General features: G+C 65.1%; 18 protein-coding genes. 8 read left to right on the top strand and 10 right to left on the bottom strand.

The genetic code is table 11. The annotated features are described in order from the left end of the window. Positions 1 to 47: 47 nt before the first annotated feature. The 8 genes from tssH to F464_RS0115675 are packed head-to-tail and all read right to left on the bottom strand — an operon-like array spanning position 48 to position 9,395. On the bottom strand, positions 48 to 2,693 hold the full coding sequence (tssH, locus tag F464_RS0115640) for a type VI secretion system ATPase TssH (protein WP_018990779.1): 2,646 nt from the start codon (positions 2,691 to 2,693) through the stop codon (positions 48 to 50). 32 nt (positions 2,694 to 2,725) lie between these two features. Then, complete coding sequence (tssG, locus tag F464_RS0115645) at positions 2,726 to 3,796, bottom strand: type VI secretion system baseplate subunit TssG (RefSeq protein WP_018990780.1); 1,071 nt, start codon at positions 3,794 to 3,796, stop codon at positions 2,726 to 2,728. Further along, positions 3,760 to 5,586, bottom strand: coding sequence for a type VI secretion system baseplate subunit TssF (gene tssF / locus F464_RS0115650; protein ID WP_018990781.1), 1,827 nt, complete (start codon positions 5,584 to 5,586; stop codon positions 3,760 to 3,762). The genes tssG and tssF overlap by 37 nt, the downstream gene beginning before the upstream one ends. 1 nt (position 5,587) lies before the next feature. After that, complete coding sequence (gene tssE, locus F464_RS0115655; RefSeq protein WP_018990782.1) at positions 5,588 to 6,067, bottom strand: type VI secretion system baseplate subunit TssE; 480 nt, start codon at positions 6,065 to 6,067, stop codon at positions 5,588 to 5,590. A gap of 51 nt (positions 6,068 to 6,118) precedes the next feature. Then, on the bottom strand, positions 6,119 to 6,655 hold the full coding sequence (locus F464_RS0115660; protein ID WP_018990783.1) for an Hcp family type VI secretion system effector: 537 nt from the start codon (positions 6,653 to 6,655) through the stop codon (positions 6,119 to 6,121). Between the two features lie 30 nt (positions 6,656 to 6,685). Further along, the gene (gene tssC, locus F464_RS0115665) at positions 6,686 to 8,173 is read right to left on the bottom strand and encodes a type VI secretion system contractile sheath large subunit (RefSeq protein WP_018990784.1); all 1,488 of its coding nucleotides are present in this window, start codon (positions 8,171 to 8,173) and stop codon (positions 6,686 to 6,688) included. Further along, on the bottom strand, positions 8,170 to 8,691 hold the full coding sequence (gene tssB / locus F464_RS0115670; RefSeq protein WP_018990785.1) for a type VI secretion system contractile sheath small subunit: 522 nt from the start codon (positions 8,689 to 8,691) through the stop codon (positions 8,170 to 8,172). Before tssB ends, tssC begins: the two co-directional genes overlap by 4 nt. Before the next feature lie 53 nt (positions 8,692 to 8,744). Continuing rightward, the gene (locus F464_RS0115675; protein WP_051092308.1) at positions 8,745 to 9,395 is read right to left on the bottom strand and encodes a tetratricopeptide repeat protein; all 651 of its coding nucleotides are present in this window, start codon (positions 9,393 to 9,395) and stop codon (positions 8,745 to 8,747) included. 151 nt (positions 9,396 to 9,546) lie between these two features. On the opposite strand from F464_RS0115675, the gene tssJ reads away from it, so the two are divergent. From tssJ to F464_RS29985, 8 genes are all read left to right on the top strand, one after another. Beyond that, positions 9,547 to 10,155: a type VI secretion system lipoprotein TssJ gene (tssJ, locus tag F464_RS28780; protein ID WP_018990787.1), complete on the top strand. Its 609-nt coding sequence runs from the start codon at positions 9,547 to 9,549 to the stop codon at positions 10,153 to 10,155. 20 nt (positions 10,156 to 10,175) lie between these two features. After that, on the top strand, positions 10,176 to 11,519 hold the full coding sequence (gene tssK / locus F464_RS0115685; RefSeq protein ID WP_018990788.1) for a type VI secretion system baseplate subunit TssK: 1,344 nt from the start codon (positions 10,176 to 10,178) through the stop codon (positions 11,517 to 11,519). After that, entirely contained in the window at positions 11,516 to 12,286 is a 771-nt protein-coding gene (gene icmH, locus F464_RS0115690) for a type IVB secretion system protein IcmH/DotU (RefSeq protein ID WP_026296048.1), read from the top strand. The genes tssK and icmH overlap by 4 nt, the downstream gene beginning before the upstream one ends. A gap of 5 nt (positions 12,287 to 12,291) precedes the next feature. Continuing rightward, positions 12,292 to 15,075 (top strand): type VI secretion system Vgr family protein, encoded by a 2,784-nt coding sequence (locus F464_RS28785; protein WP_040395318.1) that lies wholly within the window; start codon positions 12,292 to 12,294, stop codon positions 15,073 to 15,075. Between the two features lie 71 nt (positions 15,076 to 15,146). Beyond that, a complete protein-coding gene (locus tag F464_RS0115700; RefSeq protein WP_020614789.1) occupies positions 15,147 to 16,814 on the top strand; it encodes a hypothetical protein in 1,668 nt (555 codons plus the stop codon). Then, on the top strand, positions 16,811 to 17,524 hold the full coding sequence (locus F464_RS0115705; RefSeq protein ID WP_026296049.1) for a hypothetical protein: 714 nt from the start codon (positions 16,811 to 16,813) through the stop codon (positions 17,522 to 17,524). The genes F464_RS0115700 and F464_RS0115705 overlap by 4 nt, the downstream gene beginning before the upstream one ends. Before the next feature lie 4 nt (positions 17,525 to 17,528). Then, positions 17,529 to 18,473, top strand: a complete 945-nt coding sequence (locus tag F464_RS28790) for a hypothetical protein (RefSeq protein ID WP_018990792.1) — start codon at positions 17,529 to 17,531, stop codon at positions 18,471 to 18,473. Between the two features lie 108 nt (positions 18,474 to 18,581). Next, positions 18,582 to 19,100: a hypothetical protein gene (locus F464_RS29985; RefSeq protein ID WP_018990793.1), complete on the top strand. Its 519-nt coding sequence runs from the start codon at positions 18,582 to 18,584 to the stop codon at positions 19,098 to 19,100. A gap of 47 nt (positions 19,101 to 19,147) precedes the next feature. Here F464_RS29985 and F464_RS0115720 read toward each other — a convergent pair whose 3' ends face one another. Both F464_RS0115720 and F464_RS0115725 read right to left on the bottom strand, forming a co-directional pair. After that, entirely contained in the window at positions 19,148 to 20,044 is an 897-nt protein-coding gene (locus F464_RS0115720; protein ID WP_018990794.1) for a transglutaminase family protein, read from the bottom strand. 2 nt (positions 20,045 to 20,046) lie between these two features. Beyond that, on the bottom strand, positions 20,047 to 22,674 hold the full coding sequence (locus F464_RS0115725) for a circularly permuted type 2 ATP-grasp protein (protein WP_018990795.1): 2,628 nt from the start codon (positions 22,672 to 22,674) through the stop codon (positions 20,047 to 20,049). Positions 22,675 to 22,676 lie beyond the last annotated feature (2 nt).

Below are 22,676 nucleotides of genomic sequence, written 5' to 3' on the forward strand. Positions count from 1 at the left end.
GCGCCACGCAATCATCGCGCGAGCGGCGCCGCGCATCCGACAACTGCTTAGCTGACCGTATAGCGGAAGGCGCCGCGCTTGTCGGCGCTCACCTTGATCGCGTTGATCGCAGCCCCTTCCGCCATGCGGACGAGCGCGGTCTGCGCGATGTCGGGCAGCAGACTACCGTTGAGGATGTGATCGACGTTGCGCGCACCCGAATCGGTCTCGGTGCAACGCTGCAGTACCGCACCGACGATCTTGTCGTCCCATTCGAAACTCGCCTGGTGGTTGGCCGCTACGCGCTCGCCGATGCGGCGCAACTTCAGCCGGATGATCTCGGCCAGCATCTCGTCGGAAATTGGGTAATAGGGAATCACCTTCATGCGGCCCAGAAAGGCCGGCTTGAAGTTCTGGTACAGCACCGGGCGCAGGGAGTCGCCGAGATCGGCCGCAGAGGGCATGTCCTTCCTCGTCCTGTTCAGGCAGGCATTCATGATCTGGCTCGATCCGACGTTACTGGTGAGGATGATGAGCGTGTTGCGGAAATCGACCTCCCTGCCCTCCGCATCATCGAGCACGCCCTTGTCGAACACCTGGAAGAACAACTCCAGAACGTCCGGATGGGCCTTCTCGACCTCGTCCAGCAACACCACGCAATAGGGGTTCCGGCGCACCGCCTCGGTCAATACGCCGCCTTCGCCATAGCCCACATAGCCCGGGGGGGAGCCCTTCAGTCCGGAAACCGAGTGCGCCTCCTGGTATTCGCTCATGTTCAGCGTCACGAGCTTGCGCTCGCCGCCATACAGGATGTCCGCCAGCGCGCAGGCCGTCTCGGTCTTTCCGACCCCCGAAGGGCCGACGAACAGGAATACGCCCTTGGGCTTGTCGGGGTCCTCCAGGTTCGCACGCGCGGTGCGAACACGCTGCGCGATCGCCTCCAGCGCGTGGGGCTGGCCGATCACCCGCTCCTCCAGCAGAGGCTTGAGCTGAAGCACCGTCGCGATTTCGTCCTTAACCATCCTGCCGAGGGGAATGCCGGTCCACGCGGCGATGATCGCCGCCACGACGTTTCCGTCGACCTGGAGCGGCACCATCGGATCCTCGCCCTGCAGGGAACACAGCTCGTCGGAAAGGGACTGCAGGGAGCGCTCCGGAGCGTCCGCCTCAGACTCGCCACGATGACGCCCGCGCAATGCCCCAATCTGCGCGACCAGCGATTTTTCGCGCTCGTGACGCGCGCGCAGACCCTGCAGTTCCGCATGCACGGAAGCAATCTGCTGTCCGATCTCGTTGAGGCGCTTCGTATGCACGGCGCCATCCTGCACTTCGCGCTCCAGCGCGCCAGCCTCGGCATGCAGGCGCGCGAGCTGCTTCTGGGCGTCATCGATACGGCCCGGCACCGCGCTGTGCGCCAGCGCCACCCGGGCGCAGGCGGTGTCGAGCACGCTGATCGCCTTGTCCGGAAGCTGCCGACCGCTGACGTAACGGTGCGACAGGCGCACGGCCTCGGTTACCGCCTCGTCGAGCACGCGCACGCCGAAGTGGCGCTCCATCAGGGGCACGATGCCCCGCAGCATCGCCGACGCCACGTCTTCGGAAGGCTCCTCGACCTTCACGACCTGGAAGCGGCGCGCGAGCGCGGCATCCTTTTCGAAGTACTTCTTGAACTCGGCCCAGGTCGTCGCCGCAACGGTACGCAACTCTCCACGCGCAAGGGCGGGCTTGAGGAGGTTCGCTGCATCGTTCTGCCCGGCCTGCCCGCCGGCACCGATGATCGTGTGGGCCTCGTCGATGAACAGCACGATCGGCACCGGACTCGACCGTACTTCGTCGATGACGCTCCGCAGCCGATTTTCGAACTCACCCTTTACGCTCGCACCGGCCTGCAGCAGCCCCATGTCGAGCGTATGCAGCTCGACGCCCTGCAGCGCCCCGGGAACGTCACCGTCGGCAATCCGTTGCGCCAAGCCTTCGACGACGGCCGTCTTGCCGACACCGGCCTCACCCGTCAGGATCGGATTGTTCTGGCGGCGCCGCATGAGGATGTCGATGACCTGCCGAATCTCGGTATCTCGCCCGATCACCGGATCGAGCCTGCCTTCGCGCGCGCTGCGGGTGAGGTTGGTCGTATAGCGCTCCAGCGCCGGATTTGCACGCTGACCGAGGGTGGCAGGCGATTCGCTGCCATTTCCCGTGCCGAAGTCGGGGTCAACACCCGGTCCGCCGACTTCGCGCGACTCCGCGGAGTCCGCAGTGACCTCGTCGAAATTGTGTTTCAGCTCGTCCGTACGGACACGACCGAACAGCGCCGAAGCACGCTGGGCGAGCTGCGACAGCCCGGGTTCGCTCAACATCCCCAGCAGGAGATGGCCGGAGCGGATGCGTGGCATGCGCGCATCGAGCGATGCGATCAGCCAGGCCTGCTCCAGCAGGAGTTGCAGGCGCGGGGAAAACACGGGGGTCCGATCATTGCCGCTGCGAAACCGACCGACTTCGCGCTCCAGATCGCGCTGGACATCGGGGATCCCGATCCCGCTCCGCGCCAGGACGGTCGCGAAGTCGCTCGCCGGCTGTTCGCACAGCGCGAGGAACACATGTTCGAGATCGACCTCGTAATGGCCGCGCGCCATGCAGAGGTTGGCGGCACGTTCGACCGCACCGCGAGAAATCGTGTTGAGCTTGCAGATCAGTGTCTTGAGGGATGTACTCATGGCAGTGCGGAGACGAGGAAAGGAATAGCCGCTCAATGAATGGCGCCGGGCGAGTACACGGCATCGTTCCGGTCGCGGGTGGATAGACGGGAGGCGAGGAAGGCATCGCGTCCGAGGCGCGGCGGCGGGTCGGCCCCGAGAGCGGCAGGCCTGACGTCGACGGCACGCAGGCAAGGCCGGATTTCGTACTCGAACTGATGCCCGGTCGCCAGCAGCAACAGTTTCGCAAGGGCGGCCGCCGACTCGCCGCCCGGAAGGAATGCGTGATAATCGGCCGCGGCAAGCGGACCGACGTGGATCCTTACCCTCAGATTGCGCTGCCAGACCCGTTCGCCCGACAACGCGGTGCGACCCAGCATCGCGTTGCGTCCGCCTAGCGTGGTGCGCTGATCGTCCGGGAGCGCATACCACGCGCCGACGAACTGCTCGACACGCACAGCTGCGCGGAAATGGCCGGCGAGGATGCGTTCGAGCGCCTGTGCCGACAGCGGTCGCTGCGACAGTAGCGTCGCCACGCGGGCAACCGCTTCGTCCTCGATGCGGCCCGGACCGTCCCGCATCCGCTCCCGCAGGGCATCGAATCCCAGCCCTGCCACGGACAACACCAGCGGCAGGAAGCGGTTGCGGCGATCGCTTTCGTACTGCAACGGCAGGCGGTACTTCTTCCACGCCAGGTAGAACTGCGCAACCGCCCGGTTGGTAAAGATGTCGAGCAGGGCACGCGCGGCGCGGTCGCGGTGGATGCGCTCACGTTCCGAGATGCGCTCGGTGTAGTGGGCGGGCAAGGCGCCATGCACCCCCAGGAGCCCGATCGCATACGGCGTGATCTCGACCTTGCGCAAGCCGTGCGCTCCATCGCCGCCCTCGTCATCGTGCCGCCACGCCTCCAGGGCCTCGATCTCGGCGGGGGCGAAGCCATGGTGCAGCGTGTTGCGGAAACGGATGCGCGCCGACAGGGCTTCGGCGCCGCGCCGGCGCCCGCTGCCTTCGTCGCGGAACAGGCCGTCGAGCAGACGTACGGCCTGAAAGAATTCAAACCGGTACGGCGCCTCGACGAGCTGCTCGATCAGGCCAGGATCGAATCGCCCGAGCGCGGCTCGCATCGAACGAGCACCTCCCCTGTCTTGACCGAAACGAGCACGAGTTGCACGAAACTGTTCAGTTGCACGTAAAGACCGAGAAAACGGTCGATAACCCGCGCAAACACATCGAGACCTGCGCCGACGAAACTGTCTTCATCGACCGTCAGGCGCACCTCGACGCCCCGGACGAAGCTTGCGAAGGGACGCCCCGCCATCCAGCAGGTCTTCTCCTGCTGCTCGATGCCGCGGATCCCGTCGATCTGGCGCCGCGACACGGCCGTCCGGCGCACGTCGTAAAGACCGAGCATTTCCTTGAATGCACCGAGACCATTCCCGGTAAGGGAAAGGTGATTGAGGGACAGATGCGAGATCAGGCGCCACAGGCCGTCACGTTCATGACTGAAGCGGCACGACGTCGTCGGCACGCGCAACAGGCGGATCGCACGCGCAGCGCCCCCTTCGGAGTGAAGATCGCCCCCCTCGAGGCCGATCGCGAGCCGCGCCGGAAGATCGCGGTTGGTACACGTCAGCGACACGCTCAGGATGTCGGTACCGGGCTGGAGCGGATCGAAGCCGGCATCCACGATCGTGAGCGCGGTCTCGTAACCGGGACTGCGCTCGGCCACGCGTGCGTCGCGTTGTGCATGCCAGTAATGACCGTCCCGGTCGGGCGTTTCGCCGTGGCGCAGGGAAAAGAACGGACGATATTCGGTGTGCGACTCGCCATCCGGCCTGCGGCTCACGCAGCGGACCGCGTCGATAGAGTAGACCTCGTAGGCGTGCGCCTGTCGTCCGTCGGCGACCACGGGGTAGGTCGATGTGCGCCCCGTGAGACGGATCGGATCGCCGGGCCGCTGGAACAGGTTGACGACCGGCACGCAGCCAAGCTTGAGCGAATCGCCGCTCAGCCCGGCAAGCAGCCGCGCCGTCTCGCCGTCCGGCCGCACGTCCTTAAGCGCGAAATGGAAGCGGACCTGGCCTCCGCCGCGCGCGGAAGGCGGCAACCGGGCAAGAAGCAGATCGAAGAAGTTGTACTTTTCCGGAAAGGCGAAGTACTCGGTCAGGTGACGGTAGGCGTCATGGGCGTTGTCGGGAAAATCGATCAGGGCTTCATCGGCCGCCAGACCGACCTCCCCGATCACCGCGCCCTCGACGGGATGCCAGGCACCGTCTCCGGTTTCCACCCACGTCCGCAACACGCGCAGGAACAGCGCATCGCGCAGGACGGCGGCGACAGACGGCTCCGCATCGATGTACAGGCGCACCCGTTCGACACCGCCAGCCCCCCCGGTGCCCTGAGCGGTCAACCGCAACGACAGCATGCCCGACACGCCGAGCGGCGCGCGCACGGCCGCGGGAATGCTCGCAACCGGCTGAAAGTGGAATTCCTCGATACGCAGCGCCAGCAGCTCGACCCGCCATGCGGTGCGGAAACGGCAGGAGACGCCATGCACGGGCCGCGACCGCAGCTCCGTTCCCCGCTCGATCACGGCCGGACGCGAAAGTTGCGACTCCCCGCCCTCGCTGCCGAAATACGCAATCGAACATCCCGGAAAAGGGCATAGATAGTGCGGATACAGGACCTGCAGCAACGCCTCGGTAAATAGCGGGTACGAGTCTTCGAGTTTCTTCGAGATGCGGGCCGAAAGCAGCGCGAAGGATTCGATCATCCGCTCGACGTGCGGATCGTCGCACCCCTCGCCGTTCAGCAGCAGCCGCGCGGCAACCTTCGGGTAGCGTTCGGCGAACTCGCGCGAATGACCGCGCAGGAATGCCAGCTCGCGCTCGTAATAGGGAAGGAGATCTTCCATCTCAATTCTGCCCGCTGTGCGGGGCCTGCCGATTGACCGAATAAAGCAGGGTTGTCGGCTGCAACAAGGCGTCGAAGTTCACGGGCTCGCGCGCGGGACGGACAACGAGCAGGGCCTTGATCGAGAAGTACAGCGCATTGATCGAGCGTCGATCCAGTTCGAGCCGGACTTCGACATTGCGCAGCCGCGGCTCGTGACGGGCAATGGCAGTCTCGATCGAGCGGCAGATCGCCGCGCGGTCGTTCGGATTGTTGAGGCTCATCGCCGCGAAATCCATCAACCCGTACGTGAGCGGCGATCGTGCCGCTTCGGGATGGTACAGGGCAAGCGATTCATCCACCGTAGTGCGGGCATTGAGGAGTGCTTCGAGATCCCGGGCAACCGAGTCCTTCAGTTGCTCGAGCGAAAGCACGGGCCGGGCCGGGCCGGCCGGGCCGTCGTCGAACAGCTTATCGAAGAAGGTCGGTTCGAAACCTTTCATGGTGACGATGCAGCCCGGGCAAAGCGGAGACCGCCCGCACGTTCCGATGGATCAGCTCAGGCTCGGAGCGTTCTTCGCAAGGTTCCAGGCCCCCTGGATGTTGACCTTGCCCGACTTGTTGCCGTCGATATTGAGCTCGTCGTAGGTCCACTTCACCGCCGAATACTTCAGGGCGAAGGTTTCGGTCGGAATGCCTTCGCTCGACACGGTCGGCGATACCGATGAAATCAGGACGTTCTTGAGCTCGATCTTGAGATATTGGTGCCGATTCTGTGCGCCGCTCGGATTGCCGGTGGTGTTCTTGCCCCCGAACGCACGGTAGAAATACACGATGGCGTCGTTGATGATGAGTCCCGAGGAGCAGGCTTGGTAAAGCTTGGGGCTGGCCCCGTCGATGTCCTTCACGAAGATCATCTCGCCGTGTTCGCAGCGCTCGGCGGTGTGCCCGCCGGCACTCGAGGCCGTGGCCGATTTCGGCTGGCGGATGTTATGCGCCCACGAGTACACCTCGACCTGGTCCTTGTGTTTGGTGTCGCGCGAGTCGCCCTTCAGGTCGCTGCCCTTGAATTCGATGTAGATATCCTTCATTGCCTTCAGATCCTTGAGTTAGTCGAACAATCAGGCCTTGCCGGACTGCGGCAGCTCTGCAACAAGCCGCAGCGAAACCGAAAGCTCGTCGAGCTGGAAATGGGGTCGGATGAACGAGACAGCGCGATAGACACCTGGGCGCCCGGGAACCTCGTCCACCTCGATGGAGGCCTCGCGCAAGGGAAACTGCGCCTTGGTCTCCTGCGAGGCCGTGTCGTCGGCGGTGACGTACTGATCGATCCACCGTTGCAGGTACATCTCGACATTGGCGGCGCTGGCGAAGCTGCCGATCTTGTCGCGCATCATTGCCTTCATGTAATGCGCGATGCGGCATACGGCGAAGATGTACTGCAGCTGCGCCGAGAGCGATGCGTTGGCATTGGCCGCATCGGTGTCGTAACGCCGCGCCTTCTGCGTTGACTGCGCACCGAAGAAGGCCGCGTAGTCGGTATTCTTGCAATGGACGAGCGGGATGAAGCCGAGGTCGCTGAGTTCCTTCTCGCGCCGGTCGGTGATCGCCACCTCGGTCGGACACTTCAGCGCTACCTCGCCTTCACCAGTGCGGAAGGTATGCGCGGGAAGGTCCTCGACCAGCCCGCCGCCCTCCACGCCGCGGATTGCCGCACACCACCCGTGATTCTCGAATGCGTTCGTGAGACGAGCCCCGAAAGCGAAGGCCGCGTTGCACCACAGGTACTTCGAGTGGTCCGCACCGTCGACGTCCTCGACGAAATTGAACCCCTCTGTGGCCGTTCCGTCGATCGGGTTGTAAGGCAGGCGCCCGAGGAAACGCGGCAGCGTGAGACCGACGTAACGCGCGTCCTCCGAGTCGCGATAGGATTTCCACTTCGCGTATTCGACGGTATCGAACACCTTGGACAAGTCCCGCGGCCTGCTCAGCTCGACGTAGGATTCGAGACCGAAGAGTTCGGGCGACGCAGCGGTGATGAACGGTGCATGTGCTGCCGCGGCAACGTGCGACATCTGTTCGAGCAGGTAAAGGTCTTCCGGCTGGCGCGTCATGTCGTACTGACCAAGCAGGACGCCGAAGGGCGAACCGCCGAAAGTACCGAACTCCTCTTCGTACACTTTCCGGAAGAGCGCACTCTGATCGAACTCGATCGCGGCCTTGAAGTCCTTGACGAGATCGCGCTTGGTGGCGTTCATCATCTTGATCTTCAGCTGGGTACCGGTCGAGGTCTGATGGCAAAGATAATGCAGGCCGGTCCAGGCGCTCTCCAGCGCCTGGAACTGCGCGGCGTGCATCACCTCGCTCAGCTGCGCCGAGATGAGCCGGTCGAGATCGGCGAGCCGCGCATCGAGCGAGGCGGAGAGGTTCTCGGACACGACGACCTCGCCGTCCAGGACCTGCCTGGCCAGCTCTCCGATGATGTCCCGCGCATGGGTGCGCTCCGATTCCGAGCGCGCGACACGACTCTCCTCGATGATGCGATCCAGCAGCGGAATTTCGGCCCCGACGACCACCGGATCGGCGGACGCTTGCGGCATGGCGCTCATTGCTCATCCCCCGAATCGCCGGCGGGTGCGCTCGCACCGATGGAGCGCAACTTCTCGGTGTTACCGAGGACGTCGCTCAGGAGGTCGTCCAGCCTCTCGTTGCCCGCGAGCTTGTTGCGAAGCTCCGCGAGCCTGGCGCGCGCCTCCAGCAGCTTGCGCAGGGGCTCCACCTGACGTGCCACCGACTCGGGGCGAAAGTCCTCGAAACTGCGGAACGTGAGATCGACGGCCAGCTCGCCGCCCTCGTCGGACAAACGGTTCGCGACCCGGAATGCCGCCCGCGGCGCGATGGCGTCCATCACGTCGTCGAAGTTGTCGACGTCGATCCCGACGAATTTCCGGTCGCGCAACTTCGACTCGCCGGCCTCGCTTTGCCCGGCGAAGTCCCCCAGCACGCCCGCCACAAACGGCAGCTCCTTCTGTTCGACCGCGTCGCCCTTCTCCACGTCGTAGGTAAGCTGCACGCGTGGCGGCCGGACCTTCTGCAGACGCTTCTGAATACTTTCCTTCCTGGACACAATAGCCTCCTGGCATTCACCGGCGCACCCTGCGCCGCCTCCGTCGGCGCCGCTTACTTCAGCGCGCCGAACGGCCCCGAACCGCTCGCGGCAGTCGCTGCGGGCGGCCGCCCCTCGCTCGCGGCAGGCATCGATTTCTTCACACGGGCCTTCGGCCTGGCCTTCTGCTTCTGCGCCTTCTCGCGCTCTTCCTCCAGCCGGCGCGCCTCGAGCTCTTCGGGCGTGGGCGGGGGAATGAGCACCGACTCGCCGAGGGACTCGCGCATCACCCTGGCCAGCGCAACGGCGTCGCCGCGCGCGGACCCCGTCATTTCCGCGTCGTTCCGCAGATCGGCCAGGGACTCCGTCGCGACGCGGAGTCCGCTCACGGCCCGCACGCTCTTCGCGACACGGTCCGCGGGGTCGCGCTGCAGCACCTCGCCAGCCGCCACAATCGCTTCGCCGTACTTCCCGCCGTCGAACTGGATCCGTGCGATGCGCACCCACGGCTCCTTCGACGCCGGACCGAGTTCGGCCGCCTTCGACAGCAGGTTCACCGCCTCATCCCGCTTGCTCTCGGCAAGCAGCTGATCGACCTGCAGGGTCGTCGCCTTCAGGTACTGCGAATAGTCGTCCTGCGACATGCTCCCCGGCGTCGATGCGCAGCCCGTAACAAGCAGAACCATCGCCAGTGCAGCCACTTTCCCTGGTTTTCCGATCGTCATTCCAAACCCCGAAACAGTTACATGTCATAGCGCCATTGCGCCGCGAAGCTCGGCATAGTACATTTGCATCGATACAAAACGCAATCCTTTGGCATTCTTTTTTATGCTATATGCGTCCAGAAAGAATTATCTCATCGGATCGGAGCGGCTCTTGCCTAACACCCAACTTGTCGCACTGGCCGCGATCCTGATTTCCACGGCGGCCGGCTGCTCGACCGTTTCGGCACTGCAAATCGCCGGAACCGTGGCGGGGGTGGCGCTGGAAGCGGCCGGACTGAAGAAGGCCGACGAACGGCCTACCGCCGAATCAACACACCCGGTCGCAATGACCCTTTCGGCAGGTGTCGCAACGAATGCCACCCAAAACGGCGAAGCGCTTGCGCTCGTCGTGCGCATCTACCAACTGCGCAGCAACACGGCCTTTGCCCGTCTCACCTACGCACAGGCCAGCGCGCCCGAATCGGAACGCAATGCGCTGCAGGATGATCTGGTGACGGTGCGTGAGCTGACGCTCCTGCCCGGCAAGACCTACCGGTTCGAGGAACAGGTGCCTGACCAGGTGAAGGTGATTGGCGTCGCAGCACAGTTCCATCGACCTGCCGCAAACCGCTGGAAGCTGGCCTTCGACCGCGAGGCGTCGCAAAAGGAAGGCATCGCAATCGCTTTCCATACCTGCGCGATGACCACCGGGACGGGCGAACTGGCCCCACCCGCAACAACAGCCTCCGCCCGCTCGCTGTCGGGCGTCCGCTGTACCTGACCGAGGAAGCGCAGAACACCGTGACACCCCACAAGATCCTTTGGGGCGAAGGACTCTTTCTTCGCCCGCAGCATTTCCAGCAGCAGGATGCGCGCCACGAAACCGGCATCCGCAGGGCCATGCTCACCGCCGAACCCTTCGCATGGGGCGTGCGCGCACTGGAGCTCGATCGTGATGCGCTCGCGAGCGGCTCATTGCGCATCGACCGCCTCGACGTGGTGTTGCCCGATGGCGAGATCTATCTCGCCCCGGGGGAGGACCGTCTCCCGCCGCCGCTCGCGCTCGATCAGCTCGACTGGGGCGCCGGCCACGTCGATCTGCACCTGGCGCTCCACCACCTGCGCGACTTCGGCAACAACTACGACCCGGGCGACGGCAACGCCGGCGGCTGCCGTTACGTGCTCGACAGCTGCCAGGTGTCGGACCTGTTCACCGACGCGGTGCAGGCCGAAGTCGGTGTGCTGCGCAAGCAGGCCCGCCTGATCTCCGGGACGCAGGCTCCCGATCAATACCTGACGCTTCCGCTCGTACGCATCCGCCGGACCAGTACCAACGGCTACGAGATTGATCCCGGCTTCATTGCACCGAGCCTGCGTGTGGACGGTGCCCCCGCCCTGCACCTGATGTTGCGGCGCCTGCTCGATTCACTCCAGGCGAAGGTTGATGCCCTGTATGGCTTCCACCGCGAACCGTCGAAGAACGTGATCGAGTTCCGCTCCGGCGACATCGCATCCTTCTGGCTGCTGCATACGGCGAGCAGCGCCTTCGCCGCCCTCGCGCACATCCACAGGAATCCTGCGCTCCATCCCGAGCGCCTGTATCAGGAATTACTGCGCCTTGCGGGCGGGCTGATGACGTTCTCGAAGACGCACACCCTCGCCGACCTGCCCGCCTACGAGCACGGGCGGCCTTCATCGTGCTTCGGGCAGATCGACGGGATACTGCGGAACCTGCTCGAAACCGTGATCTCGACCCGTTATTTCGCGGTCAGCCTGGACGAGCAGAAACCCTCGTTCCACCTTGGCCGGATCGATTCGGACAAGATCACGCATGACACCCGGTTTTTCCTCGGTGTATCGGCAACACTGCCGCTGTCGGAGGTCATCGAGTCGGTACCCGCCCGCTTCAAGGCCGGCGCGCCCGACGACGTCGAGAAGCTCGTGCTGTCGGCGATGGGCGGCGTCTCGCTCACGCACTGCGCCCAGGTTCCGCCCGCAATACCCGTGCGCCCCGGCGCCTGCTACTTCAGCCTGGATCCCCGCGGCCCCTTGTACGAACGCATGCTCAAGGCGCGCAGCATCACGATCTACACGCCCGCCGGTTATCCCGAACTCAAGCTCGAGCTCATCGCCGTCATTTCATGAACGCCAATCCGTCAATATTCGCCGAAACTGCCCCTGCCACCCAGGCGCACACGTCCCCCTCTGCCCGGACCACTCTGTCGGACCTGCTGTACGAGGGGTTCTACATGGTGTTCCTGCTCAAGAACAACAAGACGCCCCGCGATGCGCGCGCGTTTTCCGAGAGCGTCACTGGCTTCCTCGGGGACTTCGAACGGCAGGCAAAGCGGCAGGACTTCGCTCCCGAGGACATCTTCGACGCCAAATACGCCTTTTGCGCCACCGTGGACGAGGCGATCCTGTCCTCGCGCATTTCGATCCGCGACGACTGGGAGCGGCGTCCGCTGCAACTGAGCCTGTTCGGCGACCAGCTCGCCGGGGAATACTTTTTCGACAAGCTCGGGGCCGCCCGCGACACCGGCGCGCGGCGCATACAGGCACTGGAGGTGTTTCACATGTGCCTGCTCCTTGGCTTTCGCGGCAAGTACCTGCTCGAAGGCCCGGAGAAGCTGGCCTACCTGACGGCCCGCCTCGGGGAGCAGATCGCCCACATCAAGGGCCGCAAGGCGAATTTCGCACCCCACGGCGCCCGCCCCGACAGCATCGCGCACGAACTGCGGCGCAGCCTGCCCGCATGGGTCACGGTCGCGGTGGTGGCACTCAGCGCGCTGGTCGCGTACACGGGTATCCGCACCCACCTGACACGCGAAACGCAGGCAAGCCTCGCCGGATATCGCGACGTCATCAAGCTTGCGGCGAAGCGTCCTCACATCACCATCACCCTGCCCTGAACGCGATGCAAGGCTCCGTCTTAGAGGCATTGCTGTCCCAGCAGTCGCGGCTGGTCGAGATCCGCTCGGTGGTCCCGGCGCCGCTGCTCGTCGAGTGCATGTCGGGGCGCGAAGCCGTCAATGAACTGTTCCGCTTCGACGTCGACTGCATCGCGACGAATGCCTACCTCCCCCTGCCCGACCTGCTCGGCACGCAGTTCGCTTTGCGCTTGCGCCTCGCCGACGGAAGCCTGCGGACATGGCACGGCTACTGTACCCACTCGGCGCCGCTCGGCAGCGACGGCGGGTTCGCGCGCTACCGTCTCACGCTCGAACCCTGGCTCGCGCTGCTCGCCCAGGGACGACGCAACCGCGTGTACCAGGATCTCGACCTGCGCAGCGTATGCGACGCCTTGTTCGCGGGCTACCGGATGCATGCGAACTGGCGTTTCGACGTCACCCGGACGCTACGCCGGCGCAACCTCTGCATCCAGCACCGAGAGAGCGATCTCGACTTTCTCCTGCGGTTGCTCGCGGAAGAAGGTGTCTCCTTCCGCTTCGATCATGAACAGACACCGGAGAGCGACTCCGCAGCCGAACGCGCACGGCACTGTCTGGTCCTCTTCGACCACCATGCGGCACCCGCTCCGGCACTTCAGGAGCGCATCCGCTTCCATCGCGCGGACGCGACCGAATCCGACGACAGCATCCAGTCCCTGGCCGACGCGCATCGCGTCGGCGTCAACGCCGTCAGCCGCAGCTCATGGGACTACCGCGCGCTGGTCGCATCGGCCGCACATGCCCGCAGCAGCAGCAATCGGGGCGACCAACCCCCACTCGAGGACCATGACGGCAGCGGCGCGTGCCGCTTCGACGGCGAAAATGCGGCAGCGGAGCACGCCGATATCGCCCTTGCCCGGCATGAAGCCCGCTACCGGCGCCTGCGCGGGCACGGCAGCGTGCGCGGCCTGGCTGCCGGCACGCATTTCGTGCTGGAAGGTCACGCGCAGTTCGGGGGCGAAAACGCAAATTTTGCTGTCATCAGCGTCGAGCACCGAGCGGCGAACAACCTCGGCAGCGGCGCTGCCGCGCTCCTGCCGGCCAAAGGCATAGAGCGCGGCAGCTACCGCAACGAATTCGTCCTGCAACCGGCGACTGCCCCCGTGCTGCCGATGCCGCGCACCAAGCCGGCCGCCCATCCGGAAACTGCCCTCGTGGTCGGGGAGGCCGGCGCCGCGCTGACCACGGATCGCGATCATCGCATCAGGATCCAGTTCCATTGGCAGCGTGGCGAACATCCCAACCCGGGCGGCCTTGCAACGGCAGGGCAGGCTGCGGACGAGCACGCGCCCGGCGATGAACGCAGCGGCACCTGGGTGCGCGTGGCCGAATGGCTGTCCGGCCCCGACTGGGGGAGTCACTTCCTGCCGCGGACCGGCACCGAAGTGCTGGTCGATTTCGTCGACGGCGACATCAATCGCCCGCTCGTCGTCGGGCAGCTCTATGGCGGCACCGACCTGCCTCCTTTCAGCGCAGGCGAGGCGAGCGCCGCCAACCACCCCGGCGTCATCTCGGGCTGGAACAGCGACACCCACGCAGGCGGGGGACGAGACGTCAATCAGTGGCTCGCCGACGACACTCCCGGGCAGCTACGTACCCGGCTCGCCAGTAGTCACATGACATCGCAGCTGTCGCTCGGCCATCTGGTCGAACAGGGGCCTCACACCCCCGTGCGTGGTCCCTGGCGCGGCGCCGGCCTCGAGTTGCGCTGCGACGCGTGGCTGGCCCTGCGCGCCGGCGAGGGCATGCTGATCTCATCGACCGTCCGCCCGAATGGGGTCTCGACCCAGATGGACGTCGCCGAGGCAGTCAGCCAGCTGCGAGACGCCGAACGCACCGCACAGGTCCTATCCGACGCCGCAGTGGCGCAATCGGCGCGCGCGCTGGCCTGCAACAAGGACCTGAGCGCCTTCATCGACGCCATCGACGCGGCACACAAGGGACACTACACCGGCAAGGTCGGAGGCCAGGACATCGCCAAGGCGCGCCCCGGCAGCCGCGAACCGGACGCCCCCGCCGAACGTTTCTCGCGGCCGTTCATCGTCACCGAGGGGCCGGACGACATCGGCCTTGCCACTCCGGCAAGCGCCCTGCTGTTTGCCGGCGGGCATCTGCACGCCACGACCCGGAAGGATCTTCATGCGTCAGCCGCCCATACCTTCAGTGCCACGGTCGGCGAAGGCGCGAGCTGGTTCAGCCACGCCGGCGGCATCAAGAGCATTGCCGCGGCCGGAAGCCAGACGATCCAGGCGCACACCGACGCGATGGAAATCCTCGCAGACCAGTCTGTAACGGTCACCAGCTCGAATGACGAGATCCATGTCCTCGCGAAGGACCGCATCGTGCTGCAAGCCGGCCAGAGTTCGGTCACGCTCGAGGGCGCCGACATCACCTTCGCCTGTCCGGGAACGTTTTCGGTGAAGGGGGCGGGGCATGCGTTCGAGGGGCCGGCGAACTGTGTCGTTGCATCCACTCACCTGCCCTCCGGCTTGGAGTCCATTCCCCCGGAAAGCGCCGAATTCCGCTACGCCTATCACGACGGAGAGCCGGTAAAGGGGGCCGAATTCATCGCCCGCTTGGCCGACGGCAGCACACGCCGCGGCCGCCTCGACGATCAGGGGTACCTGCACCTCAAGAACGTCAAGCCGGGCGGCATCGAGATCAGCGTGGGCAGCGACATCCGTCCTTACGCGGACTTCAAGCTGCCGGCGCAGCCTGACGAGGATGTCGATGTCTGGATGAGAGGCTGATCGCCACGCGAGGGATGCCCCCCCTTTCCCCCTGGCAGTGAAACCAAAATACAACAACGCGAATACAAATCATGGAAGAAATCCTCGACCGCACCTGGGACGGCCTGGGCGACGCTTGGGAGTGGCTGCGCGGTGTCGTCCTCGGGGAATGGGAAGACGACCGATCGACCAGCCAGGTGGTCAGCGATGCGCTGGCCGGGCTTGTGCCGGGCGTTGGCAGCATCATCACCTTGCGCGACCTGATCGCTGTCATCGTGCGCTTGGCAAAGTATCCCGAGAAGCGCGAAAACGTCGACGAGTGGATTCTGCTCACTGCGATGCTGCTGCCCCTGATCATCACGGTCCTCGGTGCAGTCGTGGCGGGCGTCGGCGCCTTGGTCGGAGCGGAGCTGGGCGGCTTCCTGCGCGCCGTGGCTCTCATGCTGGTGAAGAAAGGCGGTGTCGGCCTGCGGGCCATCCTCGAATTTCTGCAAGGTCACGGCTACGGCAATGCCGCCAAGGCGCTCGGCGAGATCAAGTTCAGCCGCTACCGACAGGCACTCGTCGATGGCCTGAACGGGCAGATCGACAGACTCGCGAATCTGGTACGGGGGTTCCAAACCCGATTGAGCAAGCTGCCTCCCGACTCCCTTCCGCATTGGCTGCCTGGCCGCACTCGCATGATGCAAGCGATTGCCTATTGCCCCATTCTCATCAAACAGCTCGAAGAATTACGCGCCACGGGCCGCAGGATGATCCCGCAGGCTCTCATGGAGATGGATAATCGCCTCTCAGCGCTTCTGGCCGGCGATCTCCGAACCGCTACACAAACGAACCATGTAATCATCAGCGGCCAGACGGCACCGAAGGTCAAACGCGCAATCCCGGAAAATCTCCACCCTGGAAGCGGTCGCAGTGCGACGCCTGAACCAGGCAATACTCGTCGTCTGGCGGAGCGTAGGATCGTCCGATTCCACGTTCCCAAGCACCGTCAAGAATTCAAGTACGTAAATAACAAAGGGATTCCGGTTGGCGCGAAGCCGTTTCATGAGGGGGAGACCATCCTTGAAAACCCTCAGCTAAAGGCCAAGGATTGGCGCAAACACCACCGAGCTACCGAAGAGGGTTACCCAGATCTGACGGCCCCTGATTTCAGAGGGCGTCCAACAAGTAGCTACGATACTTTCTCTGAGTTACGCAAGGCCGACCTTCGCCCCGGCGACAAAATTGTTCGGGTCGTCGCCCACGACGCGGAACCATATTCGGACTGGGGGGCGTTCTGGACCCGTGAGCTTCCCGAGGACGGCCGGCAACTGCGAGCTGGCGCTGCGGTCAAGGAGGGTTGGAACAAAGATGGAAGCTACGTCGAGCTAACCGTCCCGCCGAAAGGACATCCAGTGTGGCAGGAGTTGTCGAAAGACCCCGACAATCCTTCGCTCAAGGGTTGGGAGGGTCCAGCCGCCTCCCAGCGTTACGAATACACCGACCCGAACACGGGCAGAACTGTTCCCGACAATTTTCATCTACCGGGAGGTTCCGAACAACTTTACTTCGCCCCGAAGCAGATGGAAATACTCAAGAAGCACGGCTTCATCAGTGATCGCAAACCGACCAACTTCAGGGACTACGATCCCACGGTAGTCAATGCGGATGGCAGCCGCGGCAACATCATTCATGTTGACAGCCTGCTATTCGAGAACATCCCGCTCGATCAGGCCGTTCTTCCTCCCCAAAACTCACGACAACTCGCCTACCAATGACAGCGAAAACAGAAAAGCAGATGCGCAAGGCATGGCTCAAACAGAAATTCGGGTCGTGGGAGTACCACGAGGAGTTGTTACGTCTCCACGAGGACTATCTCACGAGTTTGAAACGTCATTGGTCTGATCCCGCGCTGCAAAAACGCCACCCTAGCGATTACCGGGGCATGATCAGCCCAGTATTCTTCAACCTGGATCGGATCTCCAAACCCGGAACCATTCCACGAACTTCATGGAAGGCGGGAAAAGAAACCGGCTGGACCACTACCATTTCCTACAATTTCAACCGCGGCATGGACTACGCCGGAGTAAACGAATATCAAGAACTGTCTGATGCAGAACGGAAAAGGCTGAACGAGCTTGTTGGGAAAATGCTGCGCATTCAAGAGAACATTCGTATCACCGTAGAAGATGCGTGGGATGGCGACGACATATTTGACACCGACTTGACCGGTCCCATCGACTGGCCCCCGAACTGGAAAGACGAACTGCCGGCGGAGGTCATTGCTACTACACAAGGCTCAGGTTCGAAGCCGCGCCCAAACGTTCCCGCTGGACACCCGTGCCCTGAAGCAGGCTGGTGGTTCACGCCCGCAAAAGCGGACAGCCGGCACTACTTCCGGCAGGGTGAGGTAATGCCCGCCCTCGGCGGCGACTACGGCGGCACCTTCTGGCAATGGTCACCGGACCAATCCGCACCCCGGCTCTGATCGCATGACGCCCCTGATCCCGCAGGAAATCTACCTGATCGAACGCTATACCAGCGCAGACTACTTCAGGAAGCTGCGGGACGCCTTTGCCGAGACCGTGCAGGCCGCCGAGGAGGCGCTCGCTCACGTCATGCTCACCCTGCCGCCGAACTACCGCAGCCGCCCGCGCTGGCAGCAGCCGGACATCACCTGGGGCGGCGTTGTGCTGCCCAATTTCCGCGACACCCTCCAAATGGTGGAAGTCGGCTATCTTGGCCTGCTGCGCGGCGACCCGTCTGCCATCGAGATGGCAGGCAATGTCAACACCGCCTTCGCCGGTCAGAGACGGGACTACACGTATGACTGGATGCCCGAACCATACGCCTTTCGATTTTCTGAATCCGGAAAACTCGCTTGTCGTTACGCCAGCAACATCGCGTTTACCGCATTTATAGGTTGGATCAAGGGTAGCTTATCCTCGCGCTACAACTTGGACAGTCGCGGCCCGCTGGATGCCCCGCCGACCTGGCCCATCTACCGGCTCAACCCTGCAGTCCGCGTCGCCACCGACGAACCGGTCACTGTCACCGGCGTCTATCTGCCCGACGCGGACGACAGTTGCGCCCAATTCTTCTACGCGGGGCCCCATGCAACGTCCACGTCGGTGGGCTATGACCCGAAGACCGGGCAAAACATCAGCGAGGTCGATACCGTTTGGACGCTGGTCGAGCGCGTAGCCGACAGCGGCGGGGGCGTTCCCGGAGAAGAGGCGTCGAGCGACGTCGGCGAACGCCGCCGCCCCAACGTCCCCGCGGGCCAGCCCTGCCCCGAAGCAGGATGGTGGTTCACGCCAGCCCAAGCCAATTCGCGCCGCTGGTTCAAGCAGGGCGAGATCATGCCCGCGCTCGGTGGCGATTACGGCAACACCTTCTGGCAATGGTCACCCGACCAATCCGCCCCCCAGCTCTGACCGCATGACACCGCTGATCCCGCAGGAAATCTACCTGTTCGAACGCTTCAGACGCGGACTACCTCAAGATACCGCGCCACGCATTTGCTGAGCCGCCTACCCTCACCAATGAGACATTTCATCGCCTTCATTCTCCTGCCCACGACCGTGCTTGCCGGCACTTCACCCAGCCTTTGCACCCAAGCGGAGGATGTCGTATTTTCCTGCCGACTCAAGCGATCGACCAAAGTGGTGTCGGTTTGCACGTCGAGAAACCTTCTGCAGAAACCGGATGACGGATATGTCATCTATCGGTTCGGCAAAGCAGGCGCTGTCGAACTGGAGTATCCGGCTTCTCGCCGAAACTCCCCGGGTCAGTTTTCTTACTATCACTACTTCCGGCCAGATACTGATCAGGTCTCGCTGAGTTTCTCGAATGTCGGATACCGTTACGTGATTCACGACGACCATGACGAGATGCAGAACCCGGCAGGATCCGCCGGAGTGTCAGCGACCGAGATCAAATCGGGGAAAACCGTGACCATGGAATGCGCAGGCGATCCCGTCGCGCACTGGTACCGGATCGACGGTGCGGTTGCATGTGACGACGACGTCATGAACAGTTGCGTATCCCCGGCGCAAGACTGATCGGAGGCGGTCCCGTGCCTCACCGGCTGCGGTACCGTGAACCCCGATCAGTTACCGGCTTCGACAAGGGTCACGGTGACGCCGACCTTCAAGGTGTGCTCGCCGCCCCCCTGGATCACGCCACGGATCGGCGAGACGTCGCCGAAGTCACGGCCCCAGGCGAGGACGATGTGGCGCTCGTCGGCGAGGCAGTCGTTGGTGGGGTCGAATTCGATCCAGCCGATTTCGGGGACGAACATCGCGACCCAGGCGTGCGAGGCGTCGCTGCCCGTCATCAATGCCTGCCCCGGCAGGGGGTCGGTGCGCAGGTAGCCTGACACGTAGCGTGCGGCGAGGCCCAGCGAGCGCAGGCAGCCGATCATGAGGTGGGCGAAGTCCTGGCAGACGCCGTGCCTGTTTTCCAGCACCTCTACAACGGAGGTGCCGACTTCGGTGGCCTCGGGGTCGTAGCGGAACTCCGCGTGGATGCGGCGCATGAGGTCGCGGGCGGCGTCTATCACCGGACGGCCGGCGGCGAACGAGGGGGCAGCGTAGGCTTCGAGTTCGCGCTTGACGCGCACGCCCGGTGATTCGAAACGCATGCGCTGGGCACCGGCAATCGCATCCCCGAGCGGACTCGCGTGATAGTCGAGCGCGTCGCGCACCTTCTCCCAGACAGGGCCGTCGGTCGGCGTGGCAAGCCACGGGCGTGGGGCGACCGTGAGCGTCTGTTCGCTTTCGACGCGCAGGTGGTCGTGCGAGGCGGCGAATTCGATGCGGTCAGCCGGGTTGCCGAAGACGTCGATGCCGTGCGCCCGCGTCGTCGGTTCGGGGTCGATGCGCAGCGCCTGCCGTTCGAGCATCTGCCATGGGACGGGACGCGGGACGAGGTGCAGGAGATGCCGCGCGGTCTGCACCGATTGCGAATAGTGGTACTCGGTGGTGTGGAGGACGTGGTAGCGCATGGTCAGGCGGAAAGGATGCGCGCGGCGGGGCGGACGTGGGTGAAGAAGCGCTCGGCGATGCGGTTCGACAGCGCTGCCGAAGCGTCGTGCGCGACGCGCAGGAGGCGCGCGAGTTCGTTGCACCCGGCGCAGGCGGTGCGGCGTTGCACCGCCGGTGTCCCGCCCGGCAGCCTGTGTTCGATCGCATGCAGGGAAAACGCATTCAGCGCGCCGACGGCCTCGCGGAACGGCGGGATGCCGTAGCCTGCCGCCCCCTCTGCCACCCCCGATGCGGCGAGGTCGCGCTGCAGCACTTCGAGGTAGCGCAGCAGCATGTCGGCCTGGAACGCCACCGAATGGGGGTTGTCGGTGTCGAACACGACGAGGTCCAGCGTCGGCAGCATATCGGGCGTGCGCAGGTAGCGCTGGCGATAGGCTTCGGCGCAGTCGGACAGTTCCAGCAAGGCATCGACGCCGGCCGGCTGGCCGCCACAGGCTTCCAGGAAATGCGCAACGATGCGGCTGCGGCATTGCAGGCGCTCGATGCGGCGGCCGAGGATGAGGAAGCGCCAGCCGCTGTCACGCATCATCTCGTCCATCGCAAAGCCTGACAGCGAGACGCAGGCGAGCAGCACGCGGTCCAGCGTCGAGGGCAGCGCGCCGATGTCGGCCGGCGAGGCGCCGTCGGGGCGCTGCCGGCGCAGGATGTCGTGCAGGCGGTTGAGGGAGTGCCAGTGGTCGAGGGAGAGGCGGTCGCGCACCTGCGTGGCGGCCCACACGGCGCGGCGCAGCGTGGAGGCGAGGCTGCCGGGGACGTTTTCGTCGAGCGCAGCTTCGATGAGGCGGCGCGCGACGGAGCGCTCATCGGCGGGCGGGAGCAGGCCGAAGAGTTCGCAGTAGCCCACGGCGGTGGCGAGGGCGCCCGGCTCCCCGAAAAGCTCGCGAGCGCCTTCGCCGCGCACCGCCTTCCCGGACACGCCCGCGTCCGCGGCCGCATCGCCTTCCTCGTTCAACCGGTCGCTGGCAAAGCGCAGCAGGCGGGCGCTGTTCTCGACGCGCTCGGCGTAGCGGCCGAGCCAGAACAGGTTCTCCGCGCTGCGGCTGGCGATCTCGGGGCCGGCGCGCACGATGTCGCCCGCGCCGAGTTCGCCCTTGAGCAGGCTGAACTGGCTCACCGGGGCCTCGGACAGGACCCAGGTGTCCTTCGACGAGCCGCCGCGCTGCATCGACAGGATGTCGACGTCGCCGCTGCCGGAGACGCGCGTGAGGCCGCCGGGCATCACGCGCCAGCCCTCGGGTGTGACGACCGCATAGACGCGCACGCCGATCGCGCGCGCGACGAGGCGACGGTCGAGGGTCGGGCTGCCGGAGTCGGGCATCACCGGCGCCTGCGACAGCTCCACCAGTTCCTGCCCGACATAGGCGTGCGGGCGATGGCGCAGGCGTTCTACCCAGTGGGCGCGCCCGCGGGCGTCGAGGTCGCGCCCGAACACCGGCTGCAGGCGTTGCGAGGGGTAGGCGGGCTTGATGACGAGTTCGGCGAGATGCTCGATGACGTAGTCGAGCGCAGGGGCTTCGCCGCACCACCAGCTGGCGACGGCCGGCATCGCGAGCGGCTCGCCGAGGAGGTGTTCGGCGAGCTTGGGCAGGAAGGCGAGCAGGCCCGAGGATTCCAGCACGCCGCTGCCCAGCGCGTTGGCCATCAGCACGCGGCCGGCGCGCACCGCCTCGACGAGGCCGGGCACGCCGAGCGAGGAGTCGCCGCGCAGTTCGAGCGGGTCGGCGTAGTCGTCGTCGAGCCGGCGCAGGATCACGTGCACGCGCTTGAGTCCGGCGAGCGTCTTCAGATACACGGAGTCGCCGCGCACGGTGAGGTCCTGGCCTTCGACGAGCGGGAAGCCGAGGTAGCGCGCGAGGTAGGACTGCTCGAAGTAGGTCTCGTTGTAGGGGCCGGGCGTGAGCAGCACGACGAAGGGCGTCTCGCCGGGATCGACCGGGGCCCAGCGCGCGAGGCTGTCCTGCAGGTGGCGGAAGAAATCCGCGAGGTGATGCACGCGCTGGTCGCGGAAGAGCTCCGGAAACAGGCGCGAGACGATCAGGCGGTTTTCGAGCGCGTAGCCGGCGCCCGAGGGGCCCTGCGCACGGTCGGCGATGACCCACCAGCGACCGTCGGGCGAGCGCGCGAGGTCGGCCGCATAGACGTGCAGGAAATGGCCCGAGGGCGGGCGCGTACCCTGGCAGGGCCACAGGAAGCCGTTGTGGCCGTAGACCAGCGCCGCGGGCAGCGCGCCGCTGCGGATCAGGTTCTGCGGACCGTAGAGGTCGGCGAGCACCTGATCGAGCAGGTCCGCGCGCTGGGCGATGGCGGCATCGATCTGCGCCCACTCGTGGGCCGGGAGGATGAAGGGCAGCGGATCGAGGGTCCACGGCCGGTCGGCGCCCTGCGGGTCGGCATAGACGTTGTAGGTGGTGCCGTTCTCGCGGATGCGCTCGGTGACGAAAGCCTGGCGCGCGCGCATCTGGTCGGGCGTCGAGACGTCCAGCGCCTCGAACAGCGCCTGCCAGTGCGGCCGCAAATGCTCCGCCCCCGCGAGCATTTCATCGTAGCGGCCGGACTGGCGGGCGTAGAGCGAGAGCAGCTGGTGCGGCATCG

Origin of the sequence: Aromatoleum toluclasticum ATCC 700605 (assembly GCF_000378245.1) — a bacterium.
GTDB lineage: Bacteria > Pseudomonadota > Gammaproteobacteria > Burkholderiales > Rhodocyclaceae > Aromatoleum > Aromatoleum toluclasticum.